23 protein-coding genes are annotated in these 20,773 nt (G+C 61.3%); 13 read left to right on the top strand and 10 right to left on the bottom strand.

Translation table 11 applies throughout. From position 1 onward, the window contains the following. Positions 1 to 12 precede the first annotated feature (12 nt). Entirely contained in the window at positions 13 to 381 is a 369-nt protein-coding gene (locus PSJE_RS24300; RefSeq protein ID WP_057714024.1) for a VOC family protein, read from the bottom strand. Between the two features lie 180 nt (positions 382 to 561). Here PSJE_RS24300 and PSJE_RS24295 point away from each other — a divergent pair, with 180 nt between their 5' ends. Continuing rightward, positions 562 to 1,113 (top strand): DUF4174 domain-containing protein, encoded by a 552-nt coding sequence (locus PSJE_RS24295; protein ID WP_057714025.1) that lies wholly within the window; start codon positions 562 to 564, stop codon positions 1,111 to 1,113. A 148-nt stretch (positions 1,114 to 1,261) separates the two neighbouring features. On the opposite strand, the gene ampC is transcribed toward PSJE_RS24295, so the two are convergent. From ampC to PSJE_RS24280, 3 genes are all read right to left on the bottom strand, one after another. Continuing rightward, positions 1,262 to 2,401, bottom strand: coding sequence for a class C beta-lactamase (gene ampC, locus PSJE_RS24290; RefSeq protein ID WP_090456793.1), 1,140 nt, complete (start codon positions 2,399 to 2,401; stop codon positions 1,262 to 1,264). Between the two features lie 130 nt (positions 2,402 to 2,531). Then, positions 2,532 to 3,875, bottom strand: coding sequence for a glucarate dehydratase (gene gudD, locus PSJE_RS24285; RefSeq protein ID WP_090456791.1), 1,344 nt, complete (start codon positions 3,873 to 3,875; stop codon positions 2,532 to 2,534). Positions 3,876 to 3,899: 24 nt separating this feature from the next. After that, a complete protein-coding gene (locus PSJE_RS24280) occupies positions 3,900 to 5,246 on the bottom strand; it encodes an MFS transporter (RefSeq protein WP_090456789.1) in 1,347 nt (448 codons plus the stop codon). A gap of 278 nt (positions 5,247 to 5,524) precedes the next feature. Between PSJE_RS24280 and PSJE_RS24275 the strand changes: the two genes are divergently transcribed. After that, positions 5,525 to 6,235 (top strand): FadR/GntR family transcriptional regulator, encoded by a 711-nt coding sequence (locus PSJE_RS24275; protein WP_090456787.1) that lies wholly within the window; start codon positions 5,525 to 5,527, stop codon positions 6,233 to 6,235. A gap of 132 nt (positions 6,236 to 6,367) precedes the next feature. Here the strand turns inward: PSJE_RS24275 and PSJE_RS24270 are convergent, their stop codons facing one another. Then, positions 6,368 to 7,279, bottom strand: coding sequence for a DMT family transporter (locus tag PSJE_RS24270; RefSeq protein WP_057714030.1), 912 nt, complete (start codon positions 7,277 to 7,279; stop codon positions 6,368 to 6,370). Between the two features lie 96 nt (positions 7,280 to 7,375). Between PSJE_RS24270 and PSJE_RS24265 the strand changes: the two genes are divergently transcribed. Next, positions 7,376 to 8,239 (top strand): LysR family transcriptional regulator, encoded by an 864-nt coding sequence (locus PSJE_RS24265; protein ID WP_090456785.1) that lies wholly within the window; start codon positions 7,376 to 7,378, stop codon positions 8,237 to 8,239. 195 nt (positions 8,240 to 8,434) lie between these two features. Here the strand turns inward: PSJE_RS24265 and trhP are convergent, their stop codons facing one another. Next, positions 8,435 to 9,757 (bottom strand): prephenate-dependent tRNA uridine(34) hydroxylase TrhP, encoded by a 1,323-nt coding sequence (gene trhP / locus PSJE_RS24255; RefSeq protein ID WP_090456784.1) that lies wholly within the window; start codon positions 9,755 to 9,757, stop codon positions 8,435 to 8,437. A 164-nt stretch (positions 9,758 to 9,921) separates the two neighbouring features. On the opposite strand from trhP, the gene PSJE_RS24250 reads away from it, so the two are divergent. Beyond that, the gene (locus PSJE_RS24250; RefSeq protein WP_090456782.1) at positions 9,922 to 10,983 is read left to right on the top strand and encodes an AI-2E family transporter; all 1,062 of its coding nucleotides are present in this window, start codon (positions 9,922 to 9,924) and stop codon (positions 10,981 to 10,983) included. Here the strand turns inward: PSJE_RS24250 and PSJE_RS24245 are convergent. From PSJE_RS24245 to PSJE_RS24235, 3 genes are all read right to left on the bottom strand, one after another. Continuing rightward, a complete protein-coding gene (locus tag PSJE_RS24245) occupies positions 10,980 to 11,171 on the bottom strand; it encodes a hypothetical protein (RefSeq protein ID WP_057714034.1) in 192 nt (63 codons plus the stop codon). The genes PSJE_RS24250 and PSJE_RS24245 overlap by 4 nt on opposite strands. Positions 11,172 to 11,286: 115 nt before the next feature. Beyond that, entirely contained in the window at positions 11,287 to 11,481 is a 195-nt protein-coding gene (locus PSJE_RS24240) for a hypothetical protein (protein ID WP_008052996.1), read from the bottom strand. Between the two features lie 356 nt (positions 11,482 to 11,837). Then, positions 11,838 to 12,191 (bottom strand): hypothetical protein, encoded by a 354-nt coding sequence (locus tag PSJE_RS24235; RefSeq protein ID WP_057714035.1) that lies wholly within the window; start codon positions 12,189 to 12,191, stop codon positions 11,838 to 11,840. Between the two features lie 246 nt (positions 12,192 to 12,437). Between PSJE_RS24235 and PSJE_RS24230 the strand changes: the two genes are divergently transcribed. Both PSJE_RS24230 and PSJE_RS24225 read left to right on the top strand, forming a co-directional pair. After that, positions 12,438 to 13,229 carry a shikimate 5-dehydrogenase gene (locus PSJE_RS24230; RefSeq protein WP_090456780.1) on the top strand — a complete coding sequence of 264 codons (792 nt, stop codon included), beginning with the start codon at positions 12,438 to 12,440 and terminating at the stop codon, positions 13,227 to 13,229. A 9-nt stretch (positions 13,230 to 13,238) separates the two neighbouring features. Further along, positions 13,239 to 13,757, top strand: coding sequence for a cupin domain-containing protein (locus PSJE_RS24225; protein WP_090456778.1), 519 nt, complete (start codon positions 13,239 to 13,241; stop codon positions 13,755 to 13,757). Between the two features lie 195 nt (positions 13,758 to 13,952). On the opposite strand, the gene PSJE_RS24220 is transcribed toward PSJE_RS24225, so the two are convergent. Continuing rightward, positions 13,953 to 14,597, bottom strand: coding sequence for a YceH family protein (locus PSJE_RS24220; RefSeq protein ID WP_057714038.1), 645 nt, complete (start codon positions 14,595 to 14,597; stop codon positions 13,953 to 13,955). 172 nt (positions 14,598 to 14,769) lie between these two features. On the opposite strand from PSJE_RS24220, the gene PSJE_RS24215 reads away from it, so the two are divergent. Genes PSJE_RS24215 through PSJE_RS24185 form a run of 7 tightly spaced genes read left to right on the top strand, consistent with a single transcriptional unit; the run spans position 14,770 to position 20,442 of the window. Beyond that, entirely contained in the window at positions 14,770 to 15,942 is a 1,173-nt protein-coding gene (locus tag PSJE_RS24215) for an acyl-CoA dehydrogenase family protein (RefSeq protein WP_090456776.1), read from the top strand. Continuing rightward, positions 15,939 to 17,132, top strand: a complete 1,194-nt coding sequence (locus PSJE_RS24210; RefSeq protein ID WP_090456774.1) for an acyl-CoA dehydrogenase family protein — start codon at positions 15,939 to 15,941, stop codon at positions 17,130 to 17,132. The genes PSJE_RS24215 and PSJE_RS24210 overlap by 4 nt, the downstream gene beginning before the upstream one ends. A 13-nt stretch (positions 17,133 to 17,145) precedes the next feature. Then, a complete protein-coding gene (locus PSJE_RS24205; protein WP_090456772.1) occupies positions 17,146 to 17,928 on the top strand; it encodes an SDR family oxidoreductase in 783 nt (260 codons plus the stop codon). 2 nt (positions 17,929 to 17,930) lie between these two features. Continuing rightward, the gene (locus PSJE_RS24200; RefSeq protein WP_057714042.1) at positions 17,931 to 18,389 is read left to right on the top strand and encodes a MaoC family dehydratase; all 459 of its coding nucleotides are present in this window, start codon (positions 17,931 to 17,933) and stop codon (positions 18,387 to 18,389) included. Positions 18,390 to 18,418: 29 nt separating this feature from the next. Continuing rightward, on the top strand, positions 18,419 to 19,621 hold the full coding sequence (locus PSJE_RS24195) for an acetyl-CoA C-acyltransferase (protein ID WP_090456770.1): 1,203 nt from the start codon (positions 18,419 to 18,421) through the stop codon (positions 19,619 to 19,621). Next, a complete protein-coding gene (locus tag PSJE_RS24190; RefSeq protein ID WP_090456768.1) occupies positions 19,622 to 20,011 on the top strand; it encodes a steroid Delta-isomerase in 390 nt (129 codons plus the stop codon). Beyond that, positions 20,008 to 20,442, top strand: coding sequence for a nuclear transport factor 2 family protein (locus tag PSJE_RS24185; protein WP_090456766.1), 435 nt, complete (start codon positions 20,008 to 20,010; stop codon positions 20,440 to 20,442). Before PSJE_RS24190 ends, PSJE_RS24185 begins: the two co-directional genes overlap by 4 nt. Positions 20,443 to 20,773: the final 331 nt, after the last annotated feature.

Raw genomic sequence — 20,773 nt, 5'->3', positions numbered from 1 at the left:
GCCACGCCAGCTTCATTCGCGGGTGAATATTTCCAGCAGATGCCCGTCCGGGTCATCGAAATACACCCGCCGTCCTCCCGCGTAATCATTGATCTCCCTCAGTCGCTGCTTGCCCGGGTCGGCCCACCATGGCTGACCGTTGGCTTGCAGGCGTGCGAAGGCCGCATCGAAGTCCTCATCGCCAATCAGGAATGCGTAGTGCTGAGACGCAATCGGCGGCTCGTTGTCGTAGAAATCCAGTGATACGCCGTTATCCAGTTTGACGATCAGCATGGGGCCGAAGGGCTCGGGGGCAGGCAGGCCAAGGAGGCCAGTCAGGAAATTCGCCGAAACCTGCTTGTCCCGGCACCAGACGATGGTGTGATTCAACTGAGTACTCATGGGCAAGTCCTCACAAGGGATCAGGCTGGTTGCCATGAGTCTTCAGATTAGCCCAGTCTGTTGCGCAATGACCGCCCTGACCTAAGCTTGGGGCAAGGCGAACAATATTTGCGGTATGTCACCCGGAACGATCGCCGCGATGCGCAATCATTAGAGCGTGAATATCAAAAGGAGATGCGCATGCTCATCAGGTCACTGACACTGGCTACTTTGCTGGCGATTGCCGGCACCTCGTTCGCCGCCGATGGCGACTCACCGCTGGACATGGACAAGGGCAGGGCCCGGCCACTGATCGTCATCGCTCCGAGCACGGTTGATCCGACCTGGGTCAGCCTGAAAAAGTCCCTGGATGAGCCGGCCAACCGCAAGGGCTTCACCGACCGCAACATGGTGCTCTACACCGTACTCAACCTGATGGGCCAACGCGACGGCAAGGACCTCGGGCCACAGGACACGGCGGCGCTGATCCGCTCGCTCAAGCTGGGGGCCGGCGCCAAGACCAAGGTTATTCTGGTCGGCAAGGACGGCGAAAAGAAACTTGAACAATCGGACGCCATCAAGCTGGAAGATGTTTTCAGCGCTGTCGATCAGCTGCCGGCGGCCGAGAAAGAATTTACCGCGACCGTGGCCGCTCCCGTCACTGAAGCCGAGCCGGCGGCAAAAGGCGCCAAAGGTACAAAACCTGGCAAACCGGCCAAGCCCGCCAAGCCGCCTGAAATGCCGGATGATTGATCCTCTATCTGGCGACGATGGCAGGCTTTTCTGTGGGAGCGAGCTTGCTCGCGATAGCGTCGTAACAGTCGATACAAATGTTGAATGTCAGACCTCCATCCTCGGAACACCGCCCGAAGCAAGCTCGCTCCCACAGATGGATCAGCAACTATCGGGTAAGGGCACTCAGTATCTGATGAGCGATCCTGACCCGTTGCGCATTGGGATAATTCTTGTTGGCCAGCATCACGATGCCGATGTCCTTCGAAGGCACGTACGCCACGTAAGCACCGAAGCCACCGGTTGAGCCTGTCTTGTTGATCAGCACGTTTTCCGGCTGCCCCTGCGGCGGGTTCAGCCACTGGACTTCATGGGCTTGCATGGCCATTGGCGTGGAGTTGCCGTCCAGCAAGCGATCCAGTGTGATCGGGTATCGATACATCTCCCAGCCCAGGCCCTGGGTCATATCGCCAACGGTGTAGTAACCGCTGTGAGTCAAGGCGATGGCTTGCTGCAACGGCTTTTCCAGGGACGCCGGTTTCATGTTCGCGCCGACATAGCTCAGCAAGTCTGCGGCGCTGGTCTTCACCCCATACGCCTCGGAATCCAGCGCGCCCGGACCCACCCGTACCGGTTTGCCGTCCTTGTTGTAGCCCTGGGCGTAGAGCGCCATCTGATCCTGCGGCACATGCACATAGGTGTGCTGCAAGCCGAGTTTTGGCAGCAGGGTCTTCTCCATCAGGTCATCAAACGGCTGGCCCATGCTGTGGGCGGCGAGGTAGCCGAACAGGCCCAGACTGGGGTTCGAATACAGTCGGTGGCTGCCGGGGGTGTAGAGCGGTTTCCATTGTTTGTAGTAGCCGAGCATTTTGTCGGCCGAATCAGATTCAGCAGGAAATTGCAGGGGTAAACCGCCAGCGCTGTAGGTGCCCAGTTGCAGCACACTGATGTGGTCGAAAGCACTGCCGCGCAAGGCCGGCAGGACCTGGCTGGCCTTGTCGGTCAGGGACAGCTTGCCGGTGGCCTGGGCGTAGGCGGCGAGGGTGGCGGTGAAGGTTTTGCTGACGGAGCCGATTTCGAACAGGGTGTCCTGTGTGACGGGATTGCCGGTTTCTATCGAGGCGACGCCATAGTTGAAGTAATGCGCCTGGCCGTTGACGGTGACCGCCACGGCCATGCCGTGGATACCCTCGGCCTGCATTACCGGTTGTACAGCGGCGTTTACCACTGTCTCGACTTGATCCTGTGCAACGCACTGGGCCGCGGCGAATATCGCCATGCAAGCGGCGATGGTTTTCAGCCTGTCCATATTGGTTTCATCCGTCGTTGATTCAGTTGCGCGTCATTTTAGGGGCTCAAGCGCCATGCTCCGAGCGCTTTTTAAAATCGGCCGCCATCAGGCGGCCACGCGCAACCGTTGATTCGACGCACTTGGCGATTCAACGCACCAGGCAAGGCCGCTTGTTGTCGAACTTCCAGCCGGGAATCAGGAACTGCATCGCCACGCTGTCATCCCGCGCCCCCAGGCCCATGCCTTTGTACAGCTCGTGAGCCTTGGCGACCTGATCCATATCCAGCTCGACCCCCAGCCCCGGTTTCTGCGGCACCAGCACGCAGCCGTCGACGATTTGCAGCGGGGCCTTGGTCAGGCGCTGACCGTCCTGCCAGATCCAGTGGGTGTCGATGGCGGTGATCTCGCCCGGCGCCGCTGCCGCGACATGGGTGAACATCGCCAGGGAAATGTCGAAGTGGTTGTTAGAGTGAGAACCCCAGGTCAGGCCCCATTCGTGGCACATCTGCGCCACGCGCACCGAACCCTGCATCGTCCAGAAGTGCGGGTCGGCCAGGGGAATATCGACCGACTGCAACTGGATCGCATGGCCCATCTCCCGCCAGTCGGTGGCGATCATGTTGGTCGCGGTTTTCAAACCCGTGGCGCGACGGAATTCGGCCATGACTTCTCGCCCCGAGTAACCGTTTTCTGCCCCGCACGGGTCTTCGGCGTAGGCCAGCACGCGGTGCTGATCGCGGCACAGGCGGATGGCTTCTTTCAGTGACCAGGCGCCATTCGGGTCGAGGGTGATGCGCGCATCGGGGAAGCGTTCGGCGAGGGCCGTGACCGCTTCGATTTCGGCGTCGCCGCTGAGCACGCCGCCCTTGAGCTTGAAGTCCTTGAAGCCATAACGCGCGTGAGCCGCCTCGGCCAGGCGGACCACCGCATCGGCGGTCATGGCTTTCTCGTGCCGCACGCGGAACCAGTCGTTGTCGGCGTCCGGTTCGCAGCGGTAGGCGAGGTCGGTTTCGTTGCGATCACCGACGTAAAACAGATAGCCGAGCATCTTCACTTCATCGCGCTGCTGGCCTTCGCCGAGCAGGGCGGCCACCGGTACGTCCAGGTGCTGACCGAGCAAATCGAGCAATGCGGCTTCCAGGCCGGTGACGGCGTGAATGGTGATGCGCAGATCGAAGGTCTGCAAACCGCGGCCACCGGCATCGCGGTCGGCGAAGGTCTGGCGTACCTGATTAAGGATTTTCTGATAACTGCCAATCGGGCTGCCGACCACCAGGCTGCGCGCGTCTTCGAGGGTCTGGCGAATGCGCTCGCCCCCCGGCACTTCGCCAACGCCGGTGTGGCCGGCGTTGTCCTTGAGGATCACGATGTTGCGGGTGAAAAACGGGCCGTGGGCGCCGCTCAGGTTGAGCAGCATGCCATCGTGGCCGGCGACGGGAACCACTTGCATGCTGGTGATGACCGGGGCTTTTGCGGTGTCTTGTGGGTTCATTTTCCAATCCTTAAAAAGCAGAATTCAGGCGTGGTCGGGAGCGGGTTCGCCCAGCGCCACGGCAGGTGCGGGTTTTGGTGTGTTGCGGGCAGCAAACACGATGAGGGCGGCGATGATCGAAGTCGCGGCCAGGCCGTACAGCCCGCCCTGAATGGAACCGGTGCGTTCTTCCAGCAGGCCGAAAGTGGTCGGCGCAACGAAGCCGCCGAGGTTGCCCACCGAGTTGATCAACGCGATGACGCCAGCGGCAATGCGCGCATCCAGATAGGCCTGGGGAATCGGCCAGAACAGCGACGAGGCGGATTTGAAGCCCAGTGCTGCAAAGCAGATGGCGACAAAGGCGAAGACCGGCCCGCCGGTGGTGGACATGAACATCCCGGCCGCGGCGATCAGCAGGGCAGTGGCGACCCAGGCTTGCTGGTGTTTCCATTTGGCCGACAAGGAAGCGAAGGCGTACATGCCGACAATCGACAGCAACCACGGAATCGAGTTGAACAGCCCGACCTGGACATCGCTCAGATCGCCCATCTTCTTGATGATGCTCGGCAGCCAGAAGGTCGCGGCGTAGATGGTCAGCTGGATAAAGAAGTAGATCAGGCAGAACAGGATGATCTGGCGATCCTTGAGCAGTTTGCCCAGCGACGGCTTGATGGGCGTGGCGGCTTCCCGGGCCAGTTGTTCGTCGTCGATGGCCTTGACCAGTGCGTCCTGCTCTTCGCGGCTCAGCCATTTGGCGTCGTGGGGCCTGGAGTCCAGCCAGAACCAGACGAACACGCACAACCCCACCGAAAACATGCCCTCGATGAAGTACATCCACTGCCAGCCGTGCAGGCCCAGCCCTTCGATTTGCAGGAGCAAACCGGACAGGGGGCCTGAGATCAGTGACGCGAGCGCCGAGCCACTGAGGAAGATGGCAATCGCCTTGCCTCGCTCCACGCCGGGCAACCAGCGGGTGAAGTAGTAGATCACCCCGGGAAAGAACCCGGCTTCGGCCACGCCCAGCAGAAAACGCAGGATGTAGAAGTGGGTTTCGTTCTGGATGAACGCCATGCCTGCGGCGACCAGGCCCCAGGTCAGCATGATCCGGGTCAGCCAGATGCGTGCGCCGACTTTCTGCAGAAGGATGTTGGAGGGCACCTCGAACAGTGCATAACCGATGAAGAACAGACCGGCACCCAGGCCGTAGGCGGCCGCGCCAATGCCCAGGTCGTGCTCCATGTGGGTGCGGACGAAACCGATGTTCACGCGATCAATGTAATTGACGATGAACATGATGACGAACAGCGGCAAGACGTGTCTTTTGACTTTGGCGATGGCGGACTTCAGCGCTGAATTGGCGTCGTCGTGCATCCCGGAGATGGATGTATTCACTGCGTTTTCTCCCACTCGTTATTTTTATGCGGGGTGAAGCTGGGTGTTGCGTTGTTGCTAGACATCATACAACTAGGTTTTTTGAACTTGCAACCATGTTTGCCCAATGAAATGGCGGCAATTCAGAGGTTTTTAATTCTGTTGGTGGTGCTAAGTGGCCTTTTAAGCGACTCAATATGGGCTTTTGTTGAGTGTTGTCATACAAGTTAAGCGAGATTTTTCGGAATTCTCGCCCGGCGCGGTGCTACGATTCGATAGCCCTGATTTCGGACACGCCCATGCAAGAAGACCTCGAAGCACCTGCCCGCAAGCGCAGCCACAACCTGGCCCATGATCTGGTGGAGAAACTGACCCAGCGCATTCTGCTCGGCCAGATGTTGCCCGGCGACAAGCTGCCGTCGGAAAACACCATCGTTCAGGAGCACGGGGTCAGTCGCACGGTGGTGCGCGAGGCGATCTCGAAGTTGCAGGCCTCGGGGCTGGTGGAAACCCGGCATGGGATTGGCACGTTTGTGATCGAGCGCGCTCCGGAGCAGGGGCTGCGGCTGAATGTCGATACGGCGTTGGGGGTGCGCAGTATTCTGGAGTTGCGCATGGGTCTGGAAACCCAGGCGGCGGCGCTGGCGGCAACTCGCCGCACCGATCTGCAACTGGCGCAGATGCGTGAAGCGCTGGACGACTATCAAAACCTGCTGGCCAACAACGACAGCTGTGTCGAAGCGGACCGGCGTTTTCATCTGCTGATCGCCGAAGCCACCGGCAACGTCTGCTTCACTGAAATCATGCAGCACCTGGGCAGTGCGATGATCCCGCGCACCCGGGTCAATGCCGCCGAGCGTGGTGCGGTGGACTTGAGCAAGCTCGGTCAGTTGGCCAACCTGGAGCACGAGGCGATTCTCAACGCCATCAAACGCCAGGACCCGGATGCGGCGCGGGCGGCGATGTGGCTGCACCTGACCAACAGTCGCGACCGGTTTTCGCCCAGCTGATGGTCAGTGATACCGCGTCATCGTTCATCGCGGGCAAGCCACGCTCCCACACCGATTGTGTGAGCACCGCATTTCCCCTGTGGGAGCGAGCTTGCTCGCGATAGCGCCGGACCTGACAGCGAAAAACCTGAGTCAGACCCTGACAGTTTGAACAACCACAGCCCGCCGCTCCAGATTCAACGCCAGCACACTTGCCAACACCACCAGCCCGCCGACCACGATCATCAATGTCGGCCGCTCACCCAGCGCATAGGACGCAATGACCATCGCCGTCGGCGGCGTCAAATACAGCGTCATCGTCGCCCGGCTCAAATCGACATGCGCCAGCACATAAGCCCAGGCCAGGTACGCCAGGGCACTGGGGAATATCCCCAGGGCAATCACTGCAAACTGCACGCGCAGCGGCGCCTGGGCGACTTGATCCGCCAGACCGGGCAAGTAGACCAGCAACAGCACCGTCCCGGACCACACCGTGTAACACACCAGCGTCAGCCCGTCGTATCGCCCGGTGTGATGCTTTTGCAGGGCAAAGTAGAGACTCCAGGACACCGCCGCCAGCAGGATCAGCAAGCCGTGGGCATCAATGCTGCCCAAGCCATGATCGCCCGCCACCACAATCATCACGCCAAACAACCCGAGCAGCACACAACCCCAGCGCCACAGGCTCACCTGATCCTTAAACACGAAGCGCGCGATCAACGTACTGAACAGCGGCGTGGTCTGGGCCAGAACGCTCGAAGCGCCAGCGCTCACACCCTGTTGCCCGAAGTTGATCGCCACGTGGTGCAGGCTCACAGCAAAGAAGCCCAGGCCGAACATCAGGGGCAGATCTCGCAGGCTCGGCAGGCGAATGCCCTTGAACATCGCGACCACGGCCATGAACACAGAGGCCAACAGGAAGCGCAGGAGCGCCAGGTGCACCGGGTCGTAGGCTTGCAAGCCGATATGGATGCCGGTCGGGGAGTAGCCCCAGCACGCCACGACAAACGCCATGGCCAGAATGATTTTCCAGGGTGAAACGGGGGAGGGGGTGAGCGGCGTCATGGTCGTGCACCTGTGGGTGGATGCACCGAGTATCAGAAAACGGATCGTTCGCCACAACTGACATATACTGCGCTAACCGTTCACTATAGGTGATGTATGGAGCTGGCTCAGATTCGCATGTTCAAGACCGTGGCCGATGTCGGCAGCATCGCCCGCGCGGCCGAGCTGTTGCATTGCGTGCCGTCGAACATCACGGCCCGGATCAAGGCCCTGGAGGCCGAACTGGGTGTCGCGCTGTTTTTGCGTGAGGGTCGAGGGCTGCGCATCAGCCCGTCGGGGCAAACCTTCCTGGCCTACGCCTCGAAAATTCTTGCCCTCACCGCCGAGGCCAAGCGCGCGGTCGATCCTTCGGCCGAACCCTCGGGGCCGTTGCGCATCGGAGCCATCGAGTCGTCGGCCACCGGGCGATTGCCGCGCCTGCTGGCGAAATTCCACAAGCGTTTCCCACAGGTGGCGCTGGAGTTGACCACCGGCTCCTGGGGGCAGTTGCTCGACGACACACTCAACCACAAGCTCGACGGCGCCATCGTGGCGGTGGATGTCGAGCGTTCGCACCTCAAGCGCACGCCGATGTACCGCGAGGACTTGCTGCTGATCGCCTCGACCTCCCTGGGGCCGCTGCGGGACATCAGTGATTTGCAGGACCAGACCGTGTTCATGTGGCCCCAGGGCTGTCCGTACCGGGCGGCGCTGGAGCATTGGTTGTTGCGAAAGGGGCAGGCGCTGCCGATTGTCAGCCTGGCCAGTTATGGCGCGATTGTCGGTTGCGTCAGCGCCGGGGCCGGCGTGGCGCTGGTGCCTAAGGGGATCTTTGACCAATACGCCAAAGGTGCAGGGTGCGCAGGGTTTGAGTTTCCCGAGCTGACCGCCGTCGATAACCTGTTTTACTGGCACGAAAACGCCGGGGTGCACCCGGCGCGTGAGGCGTTTGTGGCGATGCTCCGCGAGGAATTTGCGTAATCATTGATCGCTGTAGAAATGGGGTAAGGCAGCGTTTGTGGCGAGGGGGCTTGCCCCCGATCGGCGGCGAAGCCGTCGTAATCCCGACGAAAGTACTTGTACAGAAAAACCGCGTCTTCTGGATTTAGGGCTGCTTCGCACCCCAGCGGGGGCAAGCCCCCTCGCCACAGGTTCACATGGCACTGTTGCTGATGTTCAGCCCCTCACATCCCGCATCAACAACCCAAACTCCAGCTCCACCGCATCCGGTATCGGCAAATACACCGTATGCCCATCCCCCGGCGCAACGTCGATCGCTTCACCCTTGGCGTTCTGCAACTGATGCAGATCGAAGTGGAAGTTGCCCTTGGGCGTCATCAGCTCCATGTGATCGCCCAGGCCGAAGCGGTTTTTCACCTTGACCTCGGCCAGGCGATCCCGCCGCTGTCCGGTCAGTTCACCGACAAACTGCTGGCGCTCCGACACCGAGCTGCCGTTCTGGTAGTTCTGGTATTCGTCATGCACATGCCGGCGCAGAAAACCTTCGGTGTAGCCACGCTGGGCGAGGGACTCCAGGTCGGTCATCAGGCCGCGGTCGAAGGCCCGGCCCGCCACCGCATCGTCGATGGCCCGGCGATAAACCTGGGTGGTGCGCGCGCAATAAAAGTGGGATTTGGTCCGGCCTTCGATTTTCAGGGAGTGCACGCCCATGTGGGTCAGGCGTTCGACATGCTGCACGGCGCGCAGGTCCTTGGCGTTCATGATGTATGTGCCGTGTTCGTCTTCGAAGGCGGGCATCTGTTCGCCGGGACGATTGGCTTCCTGCAACAGGAACACCTGCCCGGTGGGCGCGCCGATGCCCAGGGTGGGTTCCGGCTGATACAGCTGCACGATCTCGCCGAGCGGGTTTTCCGTGGCCGGTTGCGCCGAGTATTTCCAGCGGCAGGCGTTGGTGCAGCTGCCCTGATTGGCGTCGCGCCTGTTCATGTAGCCCGACAGCAGGCAACGACCGGAATAGGCCATGCACAACGCGCCGTGCACGAACACCTCCAGTTCCATGGCCGGGACTTGCTCGCGGATCTCGGCGATTTCTTCCAGGGACAGCTCTCGGGACAGGATGATCCGGCTCAAGCCTTGCTGCTGCCAGAACTCGACACTGGCCCAGTTCACCGTATTGGCCTGCACCGAAAGGTGGATCGGCATCTGCGGGTAGTGCCGGCGCACCAGCATGATCAGGCCGGGGTCGGACATGATCAGCGCATCCGGGGCCATGGCGATCACCGGTTCAAGGTCCTTGAGGAAGGTCTTGAGCTTGGCGTTGTGCGGCGCGATGTTCACCACCACGTAGAAGCGCTTGCCCCGGGCCTGGGCCTCGCGAATGCCGAGGGCCAGGTTGGCGTGGTCGAATTCGTTGTTGCGCACCCGCAGGCTGTAGCGCGGCTGGCCGGCGTACACGGCATCGGCGCCGTAGGCGAAGGCGTAACGCATGTTTTTCAAGGTGCCGGCGGGGGCGAGCAGTTCTGGCGCGGTGAGGTTCATGGCGGTGTCGGTCGCAAAAGCCGCACAGGGTAAATGTCCTGTGCCAAGGGTTTATTGACCTGGATCTATGCCTGATCAACAAACCGATGGCACTCGCGCGAGCCGTGGCGGACTAAACATCAAGGCGAAAGTTTTTCGTCCTGACTGGCTGGCATGGATTGGACATGAACGAAACGACCCCACAAGACAAATCGCTGACGGTGTTGCTGGTGCTGGTGAGCGCTGCCTTCATCTGGATCCTGCTGCCGTTTTACGGCGCGGCGTTCTGGGCGGTGATCCTGGGCATCCTCTTTGCGCCACTGCAGGGCCGGCTGCAAGTGAAGTTCGGCTGGCAACGCAACCTCACGTCGCTGTGCACATTGAGCATTTGCCTGGTGATTGCGATTCTGCCGGTAATCATCATCAGCGCCTTGCTGGTTCAGGAGGGCGCGTCACTCTACAAAAACGTCGAGAGCGGCGAACTCGACATTGCCGGGTATGTGTCGCAGTTCAAGCACAGCCTGCCGCCGTATTTCCAGCATCTGCTGGATCGCTTCGGCATGGGCGAGTTGAACGGGCTGCGCGAGAAAATCGTCAAGAGCGCGATGACCGGCGGGCAGGTGCTGGCCTCTAAGGCGTTCAGTTTCGGCCAGGGCACGTTCGAGTTCATCGTCAGCTTTTTCATCATGCTGTACCTGCTGTTCTTCTTCCTGCGTGACGGTGCGGAACTGGCGCGCAAGGTGCGTGCGGCGGTGCCGTTGCAGGAACAGCAGAAACGCCGTTTGCAGCTCAAGTTCAATCGTGTGGTGCGGGCCACGGTGAAAGGCAACCTGCTGGTGGCCATCACCCAAGGCGCGCTGGGCGGTCTGATTTTCTGGTTTCTGGACGTTCCCAGCGTGTTGCTCTGGGCGGTGTTGATGGCGTTTCTGTCGTTGCTGCCGGCGGTGGGGGCGGGAATAGTCTGGGTGCCGGTGGCGGCGTTTTTCCTGCTCACCGGGGCGATCTGGCAGGGCGTGGTGCTGGTATTGTTCGGGGTTTTGGTGATCGGTCTGGTGGACAACCTGCTCCGGCCATTGCTGGTGGGCAAGGACACCAGGATGCCGGACTACATGATCCTGGTCTCGACCCTGGGCGGCCTGGCGATTTTCGGGCTGAACGGTTTTGTCATCGGCCCGTTGATCGCGGCCCTGTTCATGTCGAGCTGGGACATTTTCATCGAAACCAAACCGCGGGTGCAGCTGCCTTAGGCGCTGAACCTGCCGGACTGGCCGCTGCCGATGCGTTGCGACAGCTCACGGGCGGCGGGCAGCGAAGTGAGCGGGCCGCTGATCTGTACGCCGTCCTGCACCAGGTACCAGCAGGCGAGCATGCCCAGCTCTCTGAGCTGTGCGGGGACGGCGCTGCCGATAACGGACATGATCTGAACCTTGGACATGAAAAGTACCTCCATCAATCTGTGGAGTTACTTTAAGGTCCGGGTACCTTGAGGGGTAATCAACGTTTTCGATAGTGGTCATTGATGCCAGAGGGGGTAAACGACCGTTGGTCGGTCAGCTGACCACCTGATCGAGCATATGAACCACTTCCTGCTCGTTGAGCAGGCCCTTGCGCACCAGGCTTTGCGTCAGCAGCGAGAGAAACTTGGCGCTGCGATGACCTTCCAGGTGCTTGAGTTCGGTCAGTGCGTTGTAGACCTTGCTGGAGGTGCACAGACCGACGATGCGGTGCGGGTTTTGCGTTGGCATGTGGTCGTCCTTGTTGTTATGAACCTGTTTTCGACGGACAGCACCGAGCTTGCGGAACTGACATGACAAAAATATGACCGTTTTGTGCTGCGGGGCAGAAATCGGGTCAAGTCCATCTTGCCTGTTTCTGCCACGGACACTGTTCCGATAGCGACCTTGGCGAGATTTATCCAGACCTGGACCGAAAAACGGGCATAAAAAGGTATGGTCAGGGGTTCTGTAGGAGCGAACTTGCTCCGGGCGGCGTTCCGACGATGGACTCAAGATCGCTGTGTTTTAGTCAGTAAACACACGGCATCGTTAACGACCATCGCGAGCAAGCTCGCTCCTACAGTGGATCAGGCCGGTTGAGTCTGTTACCAGCGACCGTAATGTCGGCCGTAGTAGCCGCGTGGCGGGCCGTAGTAACCACGGGGTGGTCCGTAGTAAACCGGGGCCGGGCGGTAGTAGATCGGTTGTTGCACGTAGACCGGGGCCGGTTGGTAGTAAACCGGAGGCGGTGGTGCGTAATAAACCGGCGCGGGCTGGTAGTAGACCGGTTGCGGCGCGACATAGACCGGGCGGTTGGCGTTGATCAGAGCCGAGCCGACGATGGCAGTACCGACGATCGCTCCAAATACCGCCGCGTCATTACCATGCCCGGCTTGCGCCTGACCTGCGATAGCGAGGGTGCCGATCAGCAAGGCTACTGTGGGGACTTTACGGATCATGATAGTACCTCGGTTCTTCAACCCGGCGCTTGTGTCTGCAATAGACCCAAGGATTGTCGCGGGGATACTTCTAAGACAGCGTTTTTCTGAAAAACAGCACGGCCGCGAGGTAAATTTTGTGTAAGGTCTGTACCGACTTTCTTACCGACCCGTGTAGGCCCGTGCGAACACGCTTACATGATCGATCAGAACCCGATGGAGGGCTAATCCCGTCCATCCGAAAAGTGCATTTGAAGGAGCTTGCCCATGCAGATGAACCCCAACAAAGACACCCAGTTGTGCATGTCCCTTTCAGGGCGCCCGGGGAACTTTGGCCTGCGTTTTCACAATCATCTGTATGAACAACTGGACTTGAATTTTTACTACAAGGCCTTTGCCAGCCAGGACCTGACGGGTGCTGTTGCCGGCATTCGCGCCCTGCGGATTCGTGGTTGTGGCGTGTCGATGCCGTTCAAGGACGCCTGCATAGCCCTGGTGGATGAACTCGACGCATCTGCCGCCGCCATTCAATCGATCAACACCATCGTCAACACCGACTACATCGCCGTTGCCCAGTTGCTGGAAAAACACCAGGTGCCCAAGGACTCGACCTTTGCCTTGCGCGGCAGCGGCGGCATGGCCAAGGCCGTGGCGAGTGCCTTGCGCGATGGCGGCTATGAAAACGGCCTGATCGTGGCCCGCAACGAGCGCGCCGGGCAGGCGCTGGCGCAGTCTTTGGGGTATGAGTGGCAGGCCGAACTGGGGAGTCGTCGCCCGCGGATGCTGGTCAACGTCACCCCGATCGGCATGACGGGAGGACCGGAGGCCGATCAACTGGCCTTTGAGGCTGATGTGATCGAAAAAGCGGAAACTGTCTTCGATGTGGTGGCGATACCCTCGGAAACACCGCTGATCGTGCGTGCCCGTGCCGAAGGCAAGCGGGTCATCACCGGGCTGGAAGTGATCGCGATCCAGGCACTGGAGCAATTTGTGCTCTATACCGGTGTACGGCCGACGGACGAGCAATTCCAGAAGGCCGTAGCGTTTGCCCGCAGCTAGGAGGTGTCCATGCATCCCCCCATTCTCAATCTGGATTCGATCGAACTTGAGCCGCTACCCGAAGCGTTTGCGCCGACCGGTGAAACCGCCGGTCGCTATCAACAGCGCCTGGCCCTTGTCGGTCAGCAACTGGGGGCGCAAAAACTGGGTTATCGCCTGTATGTGCTGGAGCCAGGCAAGCGCGGCAGTCCGTTTCACAGTCATCGGGTCAATGAGGAAATGTTCTACGTCGTGGCCGGGGAAGGGCAGGTTCGCCTGGGATCCGAACGGTTTCCAATCCGTGCCGGTGATGTGATCGCCTGTCCACCGGGTGGGCCTGAAAAGGCGCACCAGATCATCAATACCAGTAAAGGCGAGTTGCGGTACCTGGCCGTCAGCACCCAGCAATCACCGGAAATCTGTGAATATCCGGATTCCGGTAAATACGCCGTGATGGATGACTTCAAGGTGGATGCCGAGGGTAATGCGTCAGGCTTTGTTGCGGTGGCCCGGCAGGCGGACGGGGTGGATTACTGGGACGGCGAGTAACCACGAGCACCGTCAAACCACTGTAGGAGCGAGCCTGCTCGCGATGGACGTCAACGATGACGCGTGCTGTCTGAATGAGCGCGTCGTCTGGACGTTTTTCGCGAGCAGGCTCGCTCCTACAGGGGTTGTGTCAATCACACATGCCCGTCGGTCCACGATCCATTGTGGGAGTGTTGTGTCAGGTAAACATCCAGGTTATTCGAGCCGGGCCAGTCTTTCTTCCAGCGCCGCAATTCGCGCTTCCAGTTCTTCGATCCGTTCAACCGAAACCCCGCTGCCGCCACGCTCGGCCGGGTTTTGCCGTGCCGCCATGATCGCTTCGATATCCGCCGGGTCGCCCAGGGCGTGGGTGTAACGGTCTTCGCGTTGGCCGGCCTGACGCGGAATCAGCACGGCCAGACCCCGGGCAATCAGGCGTTCGAGTTGATGCACCACCTGTTCGGTGTCTTCGAATTCATGCATGCGGCCGCTGCGGGTTAGCAGTTCATTGACGGTCTGCGGGCCGCGCAAAAACATCAGCCCGGTCAGGATGACCTGCGCCGGCACCAGTTCCAGAGCCTTGTCGACCTTGTGTTCCCAGCGGTCGGCGCGGCTGCCCATCACCAGTCTGGCGAAGCCGCGTCCTTCGAGGGCGCGCAGGCTCTGACCGACCTGGCCCGGCGTCAGGTTCATCACTGGCTCGCGGCTGGTTTTCTGGTTGCAGGCAATCACCAGGGCATTGAGGGTCAGGGGATAGGTTTCCGGGCTGGTGGCCTGTTTCTCGATCAACGAACCCAGAATGCGGATTTCCGTGCTGCTGAGCCGTGGCTCGTCGAAAGTCGTCTCTTGCTCAGTGCTCATGGTTCTGCATCCTTAGCCGATTCATGTTTTTCACTTGCGTAGGCGCACTTTGACATCGCCCGTTCGGACTAGGCAAGGCTAACGATTCTGCCGCGTCCGGGCGGCGCCAAACTTCATGCTCAAAGGGGTGTTGCGCCACGCGCGCCCCGCCAAACGAGCAGAAGGCGCCGCGATGGAGTTTGCATTCAGCGACGAACAGGAAATGATCCGCGCATCGGCCGAGGGTTTCCTCGCCGATGTCTCGGATTCTGCCGCCGTGCGCGCGGCAATGGTCAGCGAACGGGGGTTCGACGAAGCCCTCTGGCAGCGTCTGTGCCAGGAAATGTACTGGCCGGCCATTCATATCCCCGAAACCTATGGGGGCCTGGGCCTCGGCTTTGTCGAGCTGACGATCCTGCTGGAACAGATGGGCCGGCGTTTGCTGTGCTCGCCATTTTTCACCACCGCCTGCATGGCCACCCCTGCGCTGTTGCTGGCGGCCAATGATCAACAGAAGCAGCGCTGGTTGCCGTCGATTGCCGATGGCAGCGTGACCGCGACCCTGGCGTTCAGCAGTGCCAACGGCTGGTCCGCCGACGATGTCCAGGCAACGGTGGTGGCTGAGGGCGACGGGTTCGTCCTCGACGGCACCCTCAAGCATGTGCTCGATGGCCATGGCGCTGACCTGTTGATCATTGCCGCACGGCAACCCGGAACCACTGGCGAAATGGGCATCAGCCTGTTTGCCGTGAACGCCGTATGCGCAGGCATCGAACGGCAAATGCTGCCGACCATGGACCAGACCCGGCGCCAGGCGCGGATCCAGCTCAAGGGCCTGTACCTTGAAGCCGACTGCCTGCTGGGTGAGCTCGGGAACGGCTGGTCGCACCTTGAGCGAGTCCTGCAACTGGCCTGCATCGGCCTGGCTGCCGAGCAGACCGGCGGCGCGCAGCAGGTACTCGACCTCAGCGTGGCCTACATGCAGGAGCGCCAGCAGTTCGGTCGCCCGATTGCCAGTTTCCAGGCCCTCAAACACCGCGCCGCCGACATGATGCTGCAAGTCGAATGCGCCCGTTCGGCCAGTTATTACGCCGCGTGCGTGGCCCAGGAAGTCCTCGATCCCCAGGGTGATCCGCAGGTCGCGGCCGAACTGCCGCTGGCGGCGGCGCTGGCCAAGGCGCAGTGCTCCGAGACCTACTTCTCCTGCGCCTCCGAGTCGATCCAGTTGCACGGCGGTGTCGGTTTCACCTGGGAATACGACCCGCACCTCTACTTCAAGCGCGCCCGCGCCAGCGAGAGTTTCCTCGGGCTACCGGCCTGGCATCGCGAGCGCATTGCTTCGGTGATTCTGGGAGAGCAGCCATGAAAATCAGTTTCAGCGAGCAGGACGAACGCTTCCGTCGGGAAGTCGCCGACTGGATGAGCGCCAACCTCTGCGGCGAATTCGAAGCCCTGCGTTTTCGCGGTGGTCCAGGCGATGAGCATATGTTTCCCGAAGAGCGCAAAGCCTGGGAGCGCAAACTCGCCGAGGGTGGCTGGACCTGCGTCGGCTGGGCACCGGAGCATGGCGGGCGCGGCCTGTCGATCACCCAGCAGGTGATCTTCAACGAAGAATACGCCCGCGCCGGCGGCCCCGGCCGCATGGGGCATATCGGCGAAGGCCTGGCCGGGCCGACCATCGCCGCATTCGGCACGGTCGAACAGCAACAGCGTTTTTTACCGGGGATCGTCAACGGTACGTCGTTCTGGTGCCAGGGCTATTCAGAGCCGGGCGCCGGTTCCGACCTGGCCAACGTCAAGACCCGCGCAACGCTGGATGAAGCCACCGGCAGTTGGATCATCAATGGCCAGAAAGTCTGGACCTCCCTGGCCCACGAATCGGACTGGTGCTTTGTCATCGCCCGCACCGAGCCGGGTAGCGTCGGCCATCGCGGTCTGTCGTTCCTGCTGGTGCCCATGGCCCAGACAGAAATAACCGTACGCCCCATCGAGCAACTCACCGGCACCTCGGAATTCAACGAAGTGTTCTTCGACGATGCCCGCACCGACGCCACCAACATCATTGGCGCGCCGGGCGAAGGCTGGAAGATCGCCATGGCGCTGCTGGGCTTCGAGCGGGGTGTGTCGACCCTCGGCCAGCAGATGCAGTTCCAGAACGAACTCAACGAAATCATCGCCATCGCCAAGTCCAATGGCGCCGACCGCGATCCGATCCTGCGTCAGCGCCTGGCCGAAGCCTGGAGCGGGTTGCGGATCATGCGCTACAACTCGCTGCGCATGCTCTCGGGTAGCCAGGACGGTTCGCTGCGCAAAGAGGCGACCATCTACAAGCTGTTCTGGTCGACCTGGCACGCCAGCCTCGGCAAGTTGGCGATGGACGTCCTCGGCGCCGAGGCGGAATTGCTCGAAGCCGCGCCTTACCAGTTGACCCGTTTGCAGTCGCTTTACCTGTTCAGCCGAGCCGACACCCTCTACGGCGGCAGCAACGAAATCCAGCGCAACATCATCGCCGAGCGTGCCTTGGGCATGCCCAAAGAGCCGCGTCCGCGCGCCTGAAAGGAGAGAGTTCATGTCTGTACCTCAATATGTTGAAGGTCGCGGCCTGCTGCGCGGCAAGTCTGTGCTGATCACCGCCGCCGCAGGCGCCGGGATCGGTTTTTCCGCCGCCGTGCGTGCCGCCGAAGAAGGCTGTCGTGCGCTGATGATCAGCGATATCCATGAAGGCCGGTTGGCCGAAGCGGTGCTGAAAACCCGCGAAACCACCGGGCTGCAACACGTGTTCGGCCAGGTCTGCAACGTTGCCGACGAAGCCCAGGTACAGCAGCTGATCGCCTGCGCCGAGCGTGACCTGCAAGGCGTCGACGTGTTGATCAACAACGCCGGGCTTGGCGGCTCGCGCTTGCTGGTGGACATGGTCGATGAAGAGTGGAATCGGGTCATCGACGTGACGCTCACCGGCACCATGCGCATGACCCGCGCCATGCTGCCGAAAATGATGGAGCGGCGTGCCGGAGTGATCGTCAACAACGCCTCGGTGCTGGGCTGGCGCGCGCAGAAAGAACAGGCGCACTACGCCGCCGCCAAGGCTGGCGTGATGGCGCTGACCCGCTGCGCAGCGGTCGAGGCGGCTGACTACGGCATCCGCATCAACGCGGTCAGCCCGAGCATTGCCCTGCACGATTTCCTGCGCAAATCCGCGCCCCAGGCAGTGCTCGATCAACTCGCCGCCAACGAAGCGTTCGGCCGCGCCGCCGAAGTCTGGGAGGTGGCCAACGTGATGATGTTCCTGGCCAGCGACTACAGCTCCTACATGACCGGCGAAGTGTTGTCGGTGTCCAGCCAGAGGGCGTGACCATGCCACGTATTTTCGACACGCCGATGGCCTTGTTCGACGCCGTGGGCCAGGAGCTCGGTGTCAGCGAATGGCTGCTGCTGGGTCAGGACCGAATCAATCTGTTTGCCGACGCCACGGGCGATCACCAGTGGATTCACGTCGATCCGCTCAAGGCCGCCAACGGTCCGTTTGGCGCCTGCATTGCCCATGGCTACCTGAGCCTGTCGCTGGTCAATCTGTTCTTGCCGCAGATCGTCGAGGTCCGTGGCCTGGCCATGGGCGTCAATTACGGCTGTGAGCGGGTGCGCTTCCCCTCGGTGGTGCGCGTCGGCTCGCGGGTGCGCGGCAGTGCGCAACTGATCGCGGTCGAGGAAGTGAAGGGCGGCGTACAGGCGACCATCCGCGTCAGCGTCGAAATCGACGGCGAGGAACGCCCTGGCTGCGTGGTCGACACCATCAGTCGTTATTACCCGGCCTGACCTTCAACAGCATTTTCGAGGAATCCAGCATGAAAGAAGCCGTCATCGTTTCCACGGCCCGCACCCCGATCGGCAAAGCCTTTCGCGGTGCGTTCAATGACACCGAAGCGCCGCAACTGGGCGGACATGTGGTGCGCGAAGCCGTGCGCCGTGCCGGTATCGAACCGGATGAAGTGGACGACGTGATCATCGGCGCCGCCGCGCAGCAGGGTACGCAGTCCTATAACCTGGGGCGTCTGTGCGCGATTGCCGGAGGCTTGCCGGCATCGGTTGCCGGGATGGCCGTCGAGCGCCAGTGCTCGTCGGGACTGATGAGTATCGCCATGGCCGCCAAGGGCATCATGTGCGACGAAATCGACATCGCCGTGGCCGGTGGCCTGGAGTCGATTTCCCTGGTGCAGAACAAGCACAAGAACCTGTATCGCAATCAGTCGGGTTCGGTGATCGAGCTGGACCCGCACGCCTACATCCCGATGATCGAAACCGCCGAGATCGTCTCCGCGCGCTACGGCATCTCCCGAGACGAACAGGACGAATACAGCTACCAGAGCCAGTTGCGTACCGCACAGGCCCAGAGCGCCGGACGCTTCGACCGGGAGCTCGCGCCGCTGACCAGCCGCAAGGCACTGTTCGACAAGGCCACCGGCGAAACCAGTTATGAAACCGTCACCTTGCTGCGCGATGAGTGCAACCGCATCGACACCACTCTCCAGAGCCTGAAGGCGCTGGAGCCGGTATGGCCGGGTGGTCAGTGGAGCGAAAAGGGTCGTTTCATCACCGCCGGCAACGCCTCGCAGTTGTCCGACGGTGCGTCGGCCTCGGTGTTGATGAGCGCGAAAATGGCCGAGAAACGTGGCCTGGAACCGCTGGGGATCTATCGCGGCATGGCCGTCGCCGGCTGCAATTCCGACGAGATGGGCATCGGCCCGATCTACGCGATTCCGAAACTGCTCAAGCGTCATGGCCTGACCATGGACCACATCGGCCTCTGGGAGTTGAACGAAGCGTTCGCCTGCCAGGTGCTGCATTGCCGTGACACCCTGGGCATTCCGGCCGAGCGCCTCAACGTCAACGGCGGGGCGATCGCCATCGGCCATCCGTTCGGCATGTCCGGGGCGCGGATGGTCGGCCACGCATTGGTCGAAGGCCAGCGTCGCGGCTTGCGTTACGTGGTGGTGAGCATGTGCATCGGTGGCGGCATGGGCGCTGCTGCTCTATTCGAGGTGGTCTGAATGATCAGCGCACAACATATCCAGACGACAATGGCGCGTTACGTGGAGTTGGTGGATGCCGGCGACATCGACGGCATCCTCGCGCTCTATGCCAAAGACGCCACCGTTGAAGACCCGGTCGGCCAGGCGCCGTTGCAGGGCATCGACGCTATCGCGCGCTTTTACCGTGAAGGACTGGGGGCGATGAAAGTCTCCGCAACCCAGACCGGCCCGGTTCGCGCGACCCTCAACGGTTGCGGCGCGATGCCGTTCCGGGTCGACATGGAGTGGGGCGGGCAACCGTGCTCGCTGCATGTGATCGACGTGATGGAATTCGATACCGACGGCAAGGTCCGCTCGATGAAAGCCTACTGGAGTGAGGTCAATGTGACGACGCGAGGTGCAGCATGAACCTGGAGCAGCGGATCGCCCGCCTGGAAGCGCTGGAGGATATTCGCCAGCTCAAGCATCGCTACCTCAACGCCTGCGACCTCAAGCAGGTCGAGGTGATTGCCGACTGCTTTGCCGAAGGTGAAGTACTGATCGATTACGGCCCGTTGGGGACCTTTCGTGAGCGCAACAGTTTTGTCGCGCTGTACCGCGAACTGGCTTGCCATGAGCGGGTGATCGACCTGCATCACGGCGCCAACCCGGAAATCGATGTGCTAAGCGAAGATGAAGCCCAGGGCCGTTGGGCCCTGTGGTATTTCAACCTGGATGGCGAGAGCGGGGCGACGCGGCAGTTGGGTGGGTTCTATCAGGACCGTTATCAGCGTATCGCCGGGCAATGGAAGATTGTCGCCACCCGTTTTACCGCTCACTCGGAAGTGGCGCGTTCCTGAAGGTTGCTCACTCCAGAGGTGGCTCCTGTAGGCGCGAACCTGCTCGCGATGGCGGAATGTCAGACAGCATTGATGTTGGATGTGCCGACCTCATCGCGAGCAAGCTCGCTCCCACAATTTTTGTGGTGACGCCGGCATTGCGAGCACACCCCAATCCCCTGTGGGAGCGAGCTTGCTCGCGATGGCGGCATGTCAGGCAACATCAATGTTGAATGTGCCGACCTCATCGCGAGCAAGCTAGCTCCCACAGTTTTTGTGGTGACGCCGGCATTGCGAGCACACCCCAATCCCCTGTGGGAGCGAGCTTGCTCGCGATGGCGGCATGTCAGGC

The sequence above is a fragment of the Pseudomonas jessenii genome, from assembly GCF_002236115.1.
GTDB classification, from domain to species: Bacteria; Pseudomonadota; Gammaproteobacteria; order Pseudomonadales; family Pseudomonadaceae; genus Aquipseudomonas; species Aquipseudomonas jessenii.
Note: the sequence above shows the minus strand (reverse complement) of the source record. Positions and strands in the feature narration are given on the sequence as shown.

Excerpts from the sequence above, each read along its gene's own strand:
- PSJE_RS24205 (WP_090456772.1), top strand. The coding sequence starts at position 17,146 with ATGTCTGTACCTCAATATGTTGAAGGTCGCGGCCTGCTGCGCGGCAAG.
- ampC (WP_090456793.1), bottom strand. The coding sequence starts at position 2,401 with ATGGACAGGCTGAAAACCATCGCCGCTTGCATGGCGATATTCGCCGCG.
- PSJE_RS24245 (WP_057714034.1), bottom strand. The coding sequence starts at position 11,171 with ATGTCCAAGGTTCAGATCATGTCCGTTATCGGCAGCGCCGTCCCCGCA.
- PSJE_RS24270 (WP_057714030.1), bottom strand. The coding sequence starts at position 7,279 with ATGACGCCGCTCACCCCCTCCCCCGTTTCACCCTGGAAAATCATTCTG.
- gudD (WP_090456791.1), bottom strand. The coding sequence starts at position 3,875 with ATGAACCCACAAGACACCGCAAAAGCCCCGGTCATCACCAGCATGCAA.
- PSJE_RS24240 (WP_008052996.1), bottom strand. The coding sequence starts at position 11,481 with ATGCCAACGCAAAACCCGCACCGCATCGTCGGTCTGTGCACCTCCAGC.
- PSJE_RS24210 (WP_090456774.1), top strand. The coding sequence starts at position 15,939 with ATGAAAATCAGTTTCAGCGAGCAGGACGAACGCTTCCGTCGGGAAGTC.
- PSJE_RS24220 (WP_057714038.1), bottom strand. The coding sequence starts at position 14,597 with ATGAGCACTGAGCAAGAGACGACTTTCGACGAGCCACGGCTCAGCAGC.
- PSJE_RS24200 (WP_057714042.1), top strand. The coding sequence starts at position 17,931 with ATGCCACGTATTTTCGACACGCCGATGGCCTTGTTCGACGCCGTGGGC.
- PSJE_RS24190 (WP_090456768.1), top strand. The coding sequence starts at position 19,622 with ATGATCAGCGCACAACATATCCAGACGACAATGGCGCGTTACGTGGAG.
- PSJE_RS24225 (WP_090456778.1), top strand. The coding sequence starts at position 13,239 with ATGCATCCCCCCATTCTCAATCTGGATTCGATCGAACTTGAGCCGCTA.
- PSJE_RS24215 (WP_090456776.1), top strand. The coding sequence starts at position 14,770 with ATGGAGTTTGCATTCAGCGACGAACAGGAAATGATCCGCGCATCGGCC.
- PSJE_RS24230 (WP_090456780.1), top strand. The coding sequence starts at position 12,438 with ATGCAGATGAACCCCAACAAAGACACCCAGTTGTGCATGTCCCTTTCA.
- PSJE_RS24185 (WP_090456766.1), top strand. The coding sequence starts at position 20,008 with ATGAACCTGGAGCAGCGGATCGCCCGCCTGGAAGCGCTGGAGGATATT.
- PSJE_RS24275 (WP_090456787.1), top strand. The coding sequence starts at position 5,525 with ATGCAAGAAGACCTCGAAGCACCTGCCCGCAAGCGCAGCCACAACCTG.
- trhP (WP_090456784.1), bottom strand. The coding sequence starts at position 9,757 with ATGAACCTCACCGCGCCAGAACTGCTCGCCCCCGCCGGCACCTTGAAA.
- PSJE_RS24235 (WP_057714035.1), bottom strand. The coding sequence starts at position 12,191 with ATGATCCGTAAAGTCCCCACAGTAGCCTTGCTGATCGGCACCCTCGCT.
- PSJE_RS24250 (WP_090456782.1), top strand. The coding sequence starts at position 9,922 with ATGAACGAAACGACCCCACAAGACAAATCGCTGACGGTGTTGCTGGTG.
- PSJE_RS24265 (WP_090456785.1), top strand. The coding sequence starts at position 7,376 with ATGGAGCTGGCTCAGATTCGCATGTTCAAGACCGTGGCCGATGTCGGC.
- PSJE_RS24300 (WP_057714024.1), bottom strand. The coding sequence starts at position 381 with ATGAGTACTCAGTTGAATCACACCATCGTCTGGTGCCGGGACAAGCAG.
- PSJE_RS24295 (WP_057714025.1), top strand. The coding sequence starts at position 562 with ATGCTCATCAGGTCACTGACACTGGCTACTTTGCTGGCGATTGCCGGC.
- PSJE_RS24195 (WP_090456770.1), top strand. The coding sequence starts at position 18,419 with ATGAAAGAAGCCGTCATCGTTTCCACGGCCCGCACCCCGATCGGCAAA.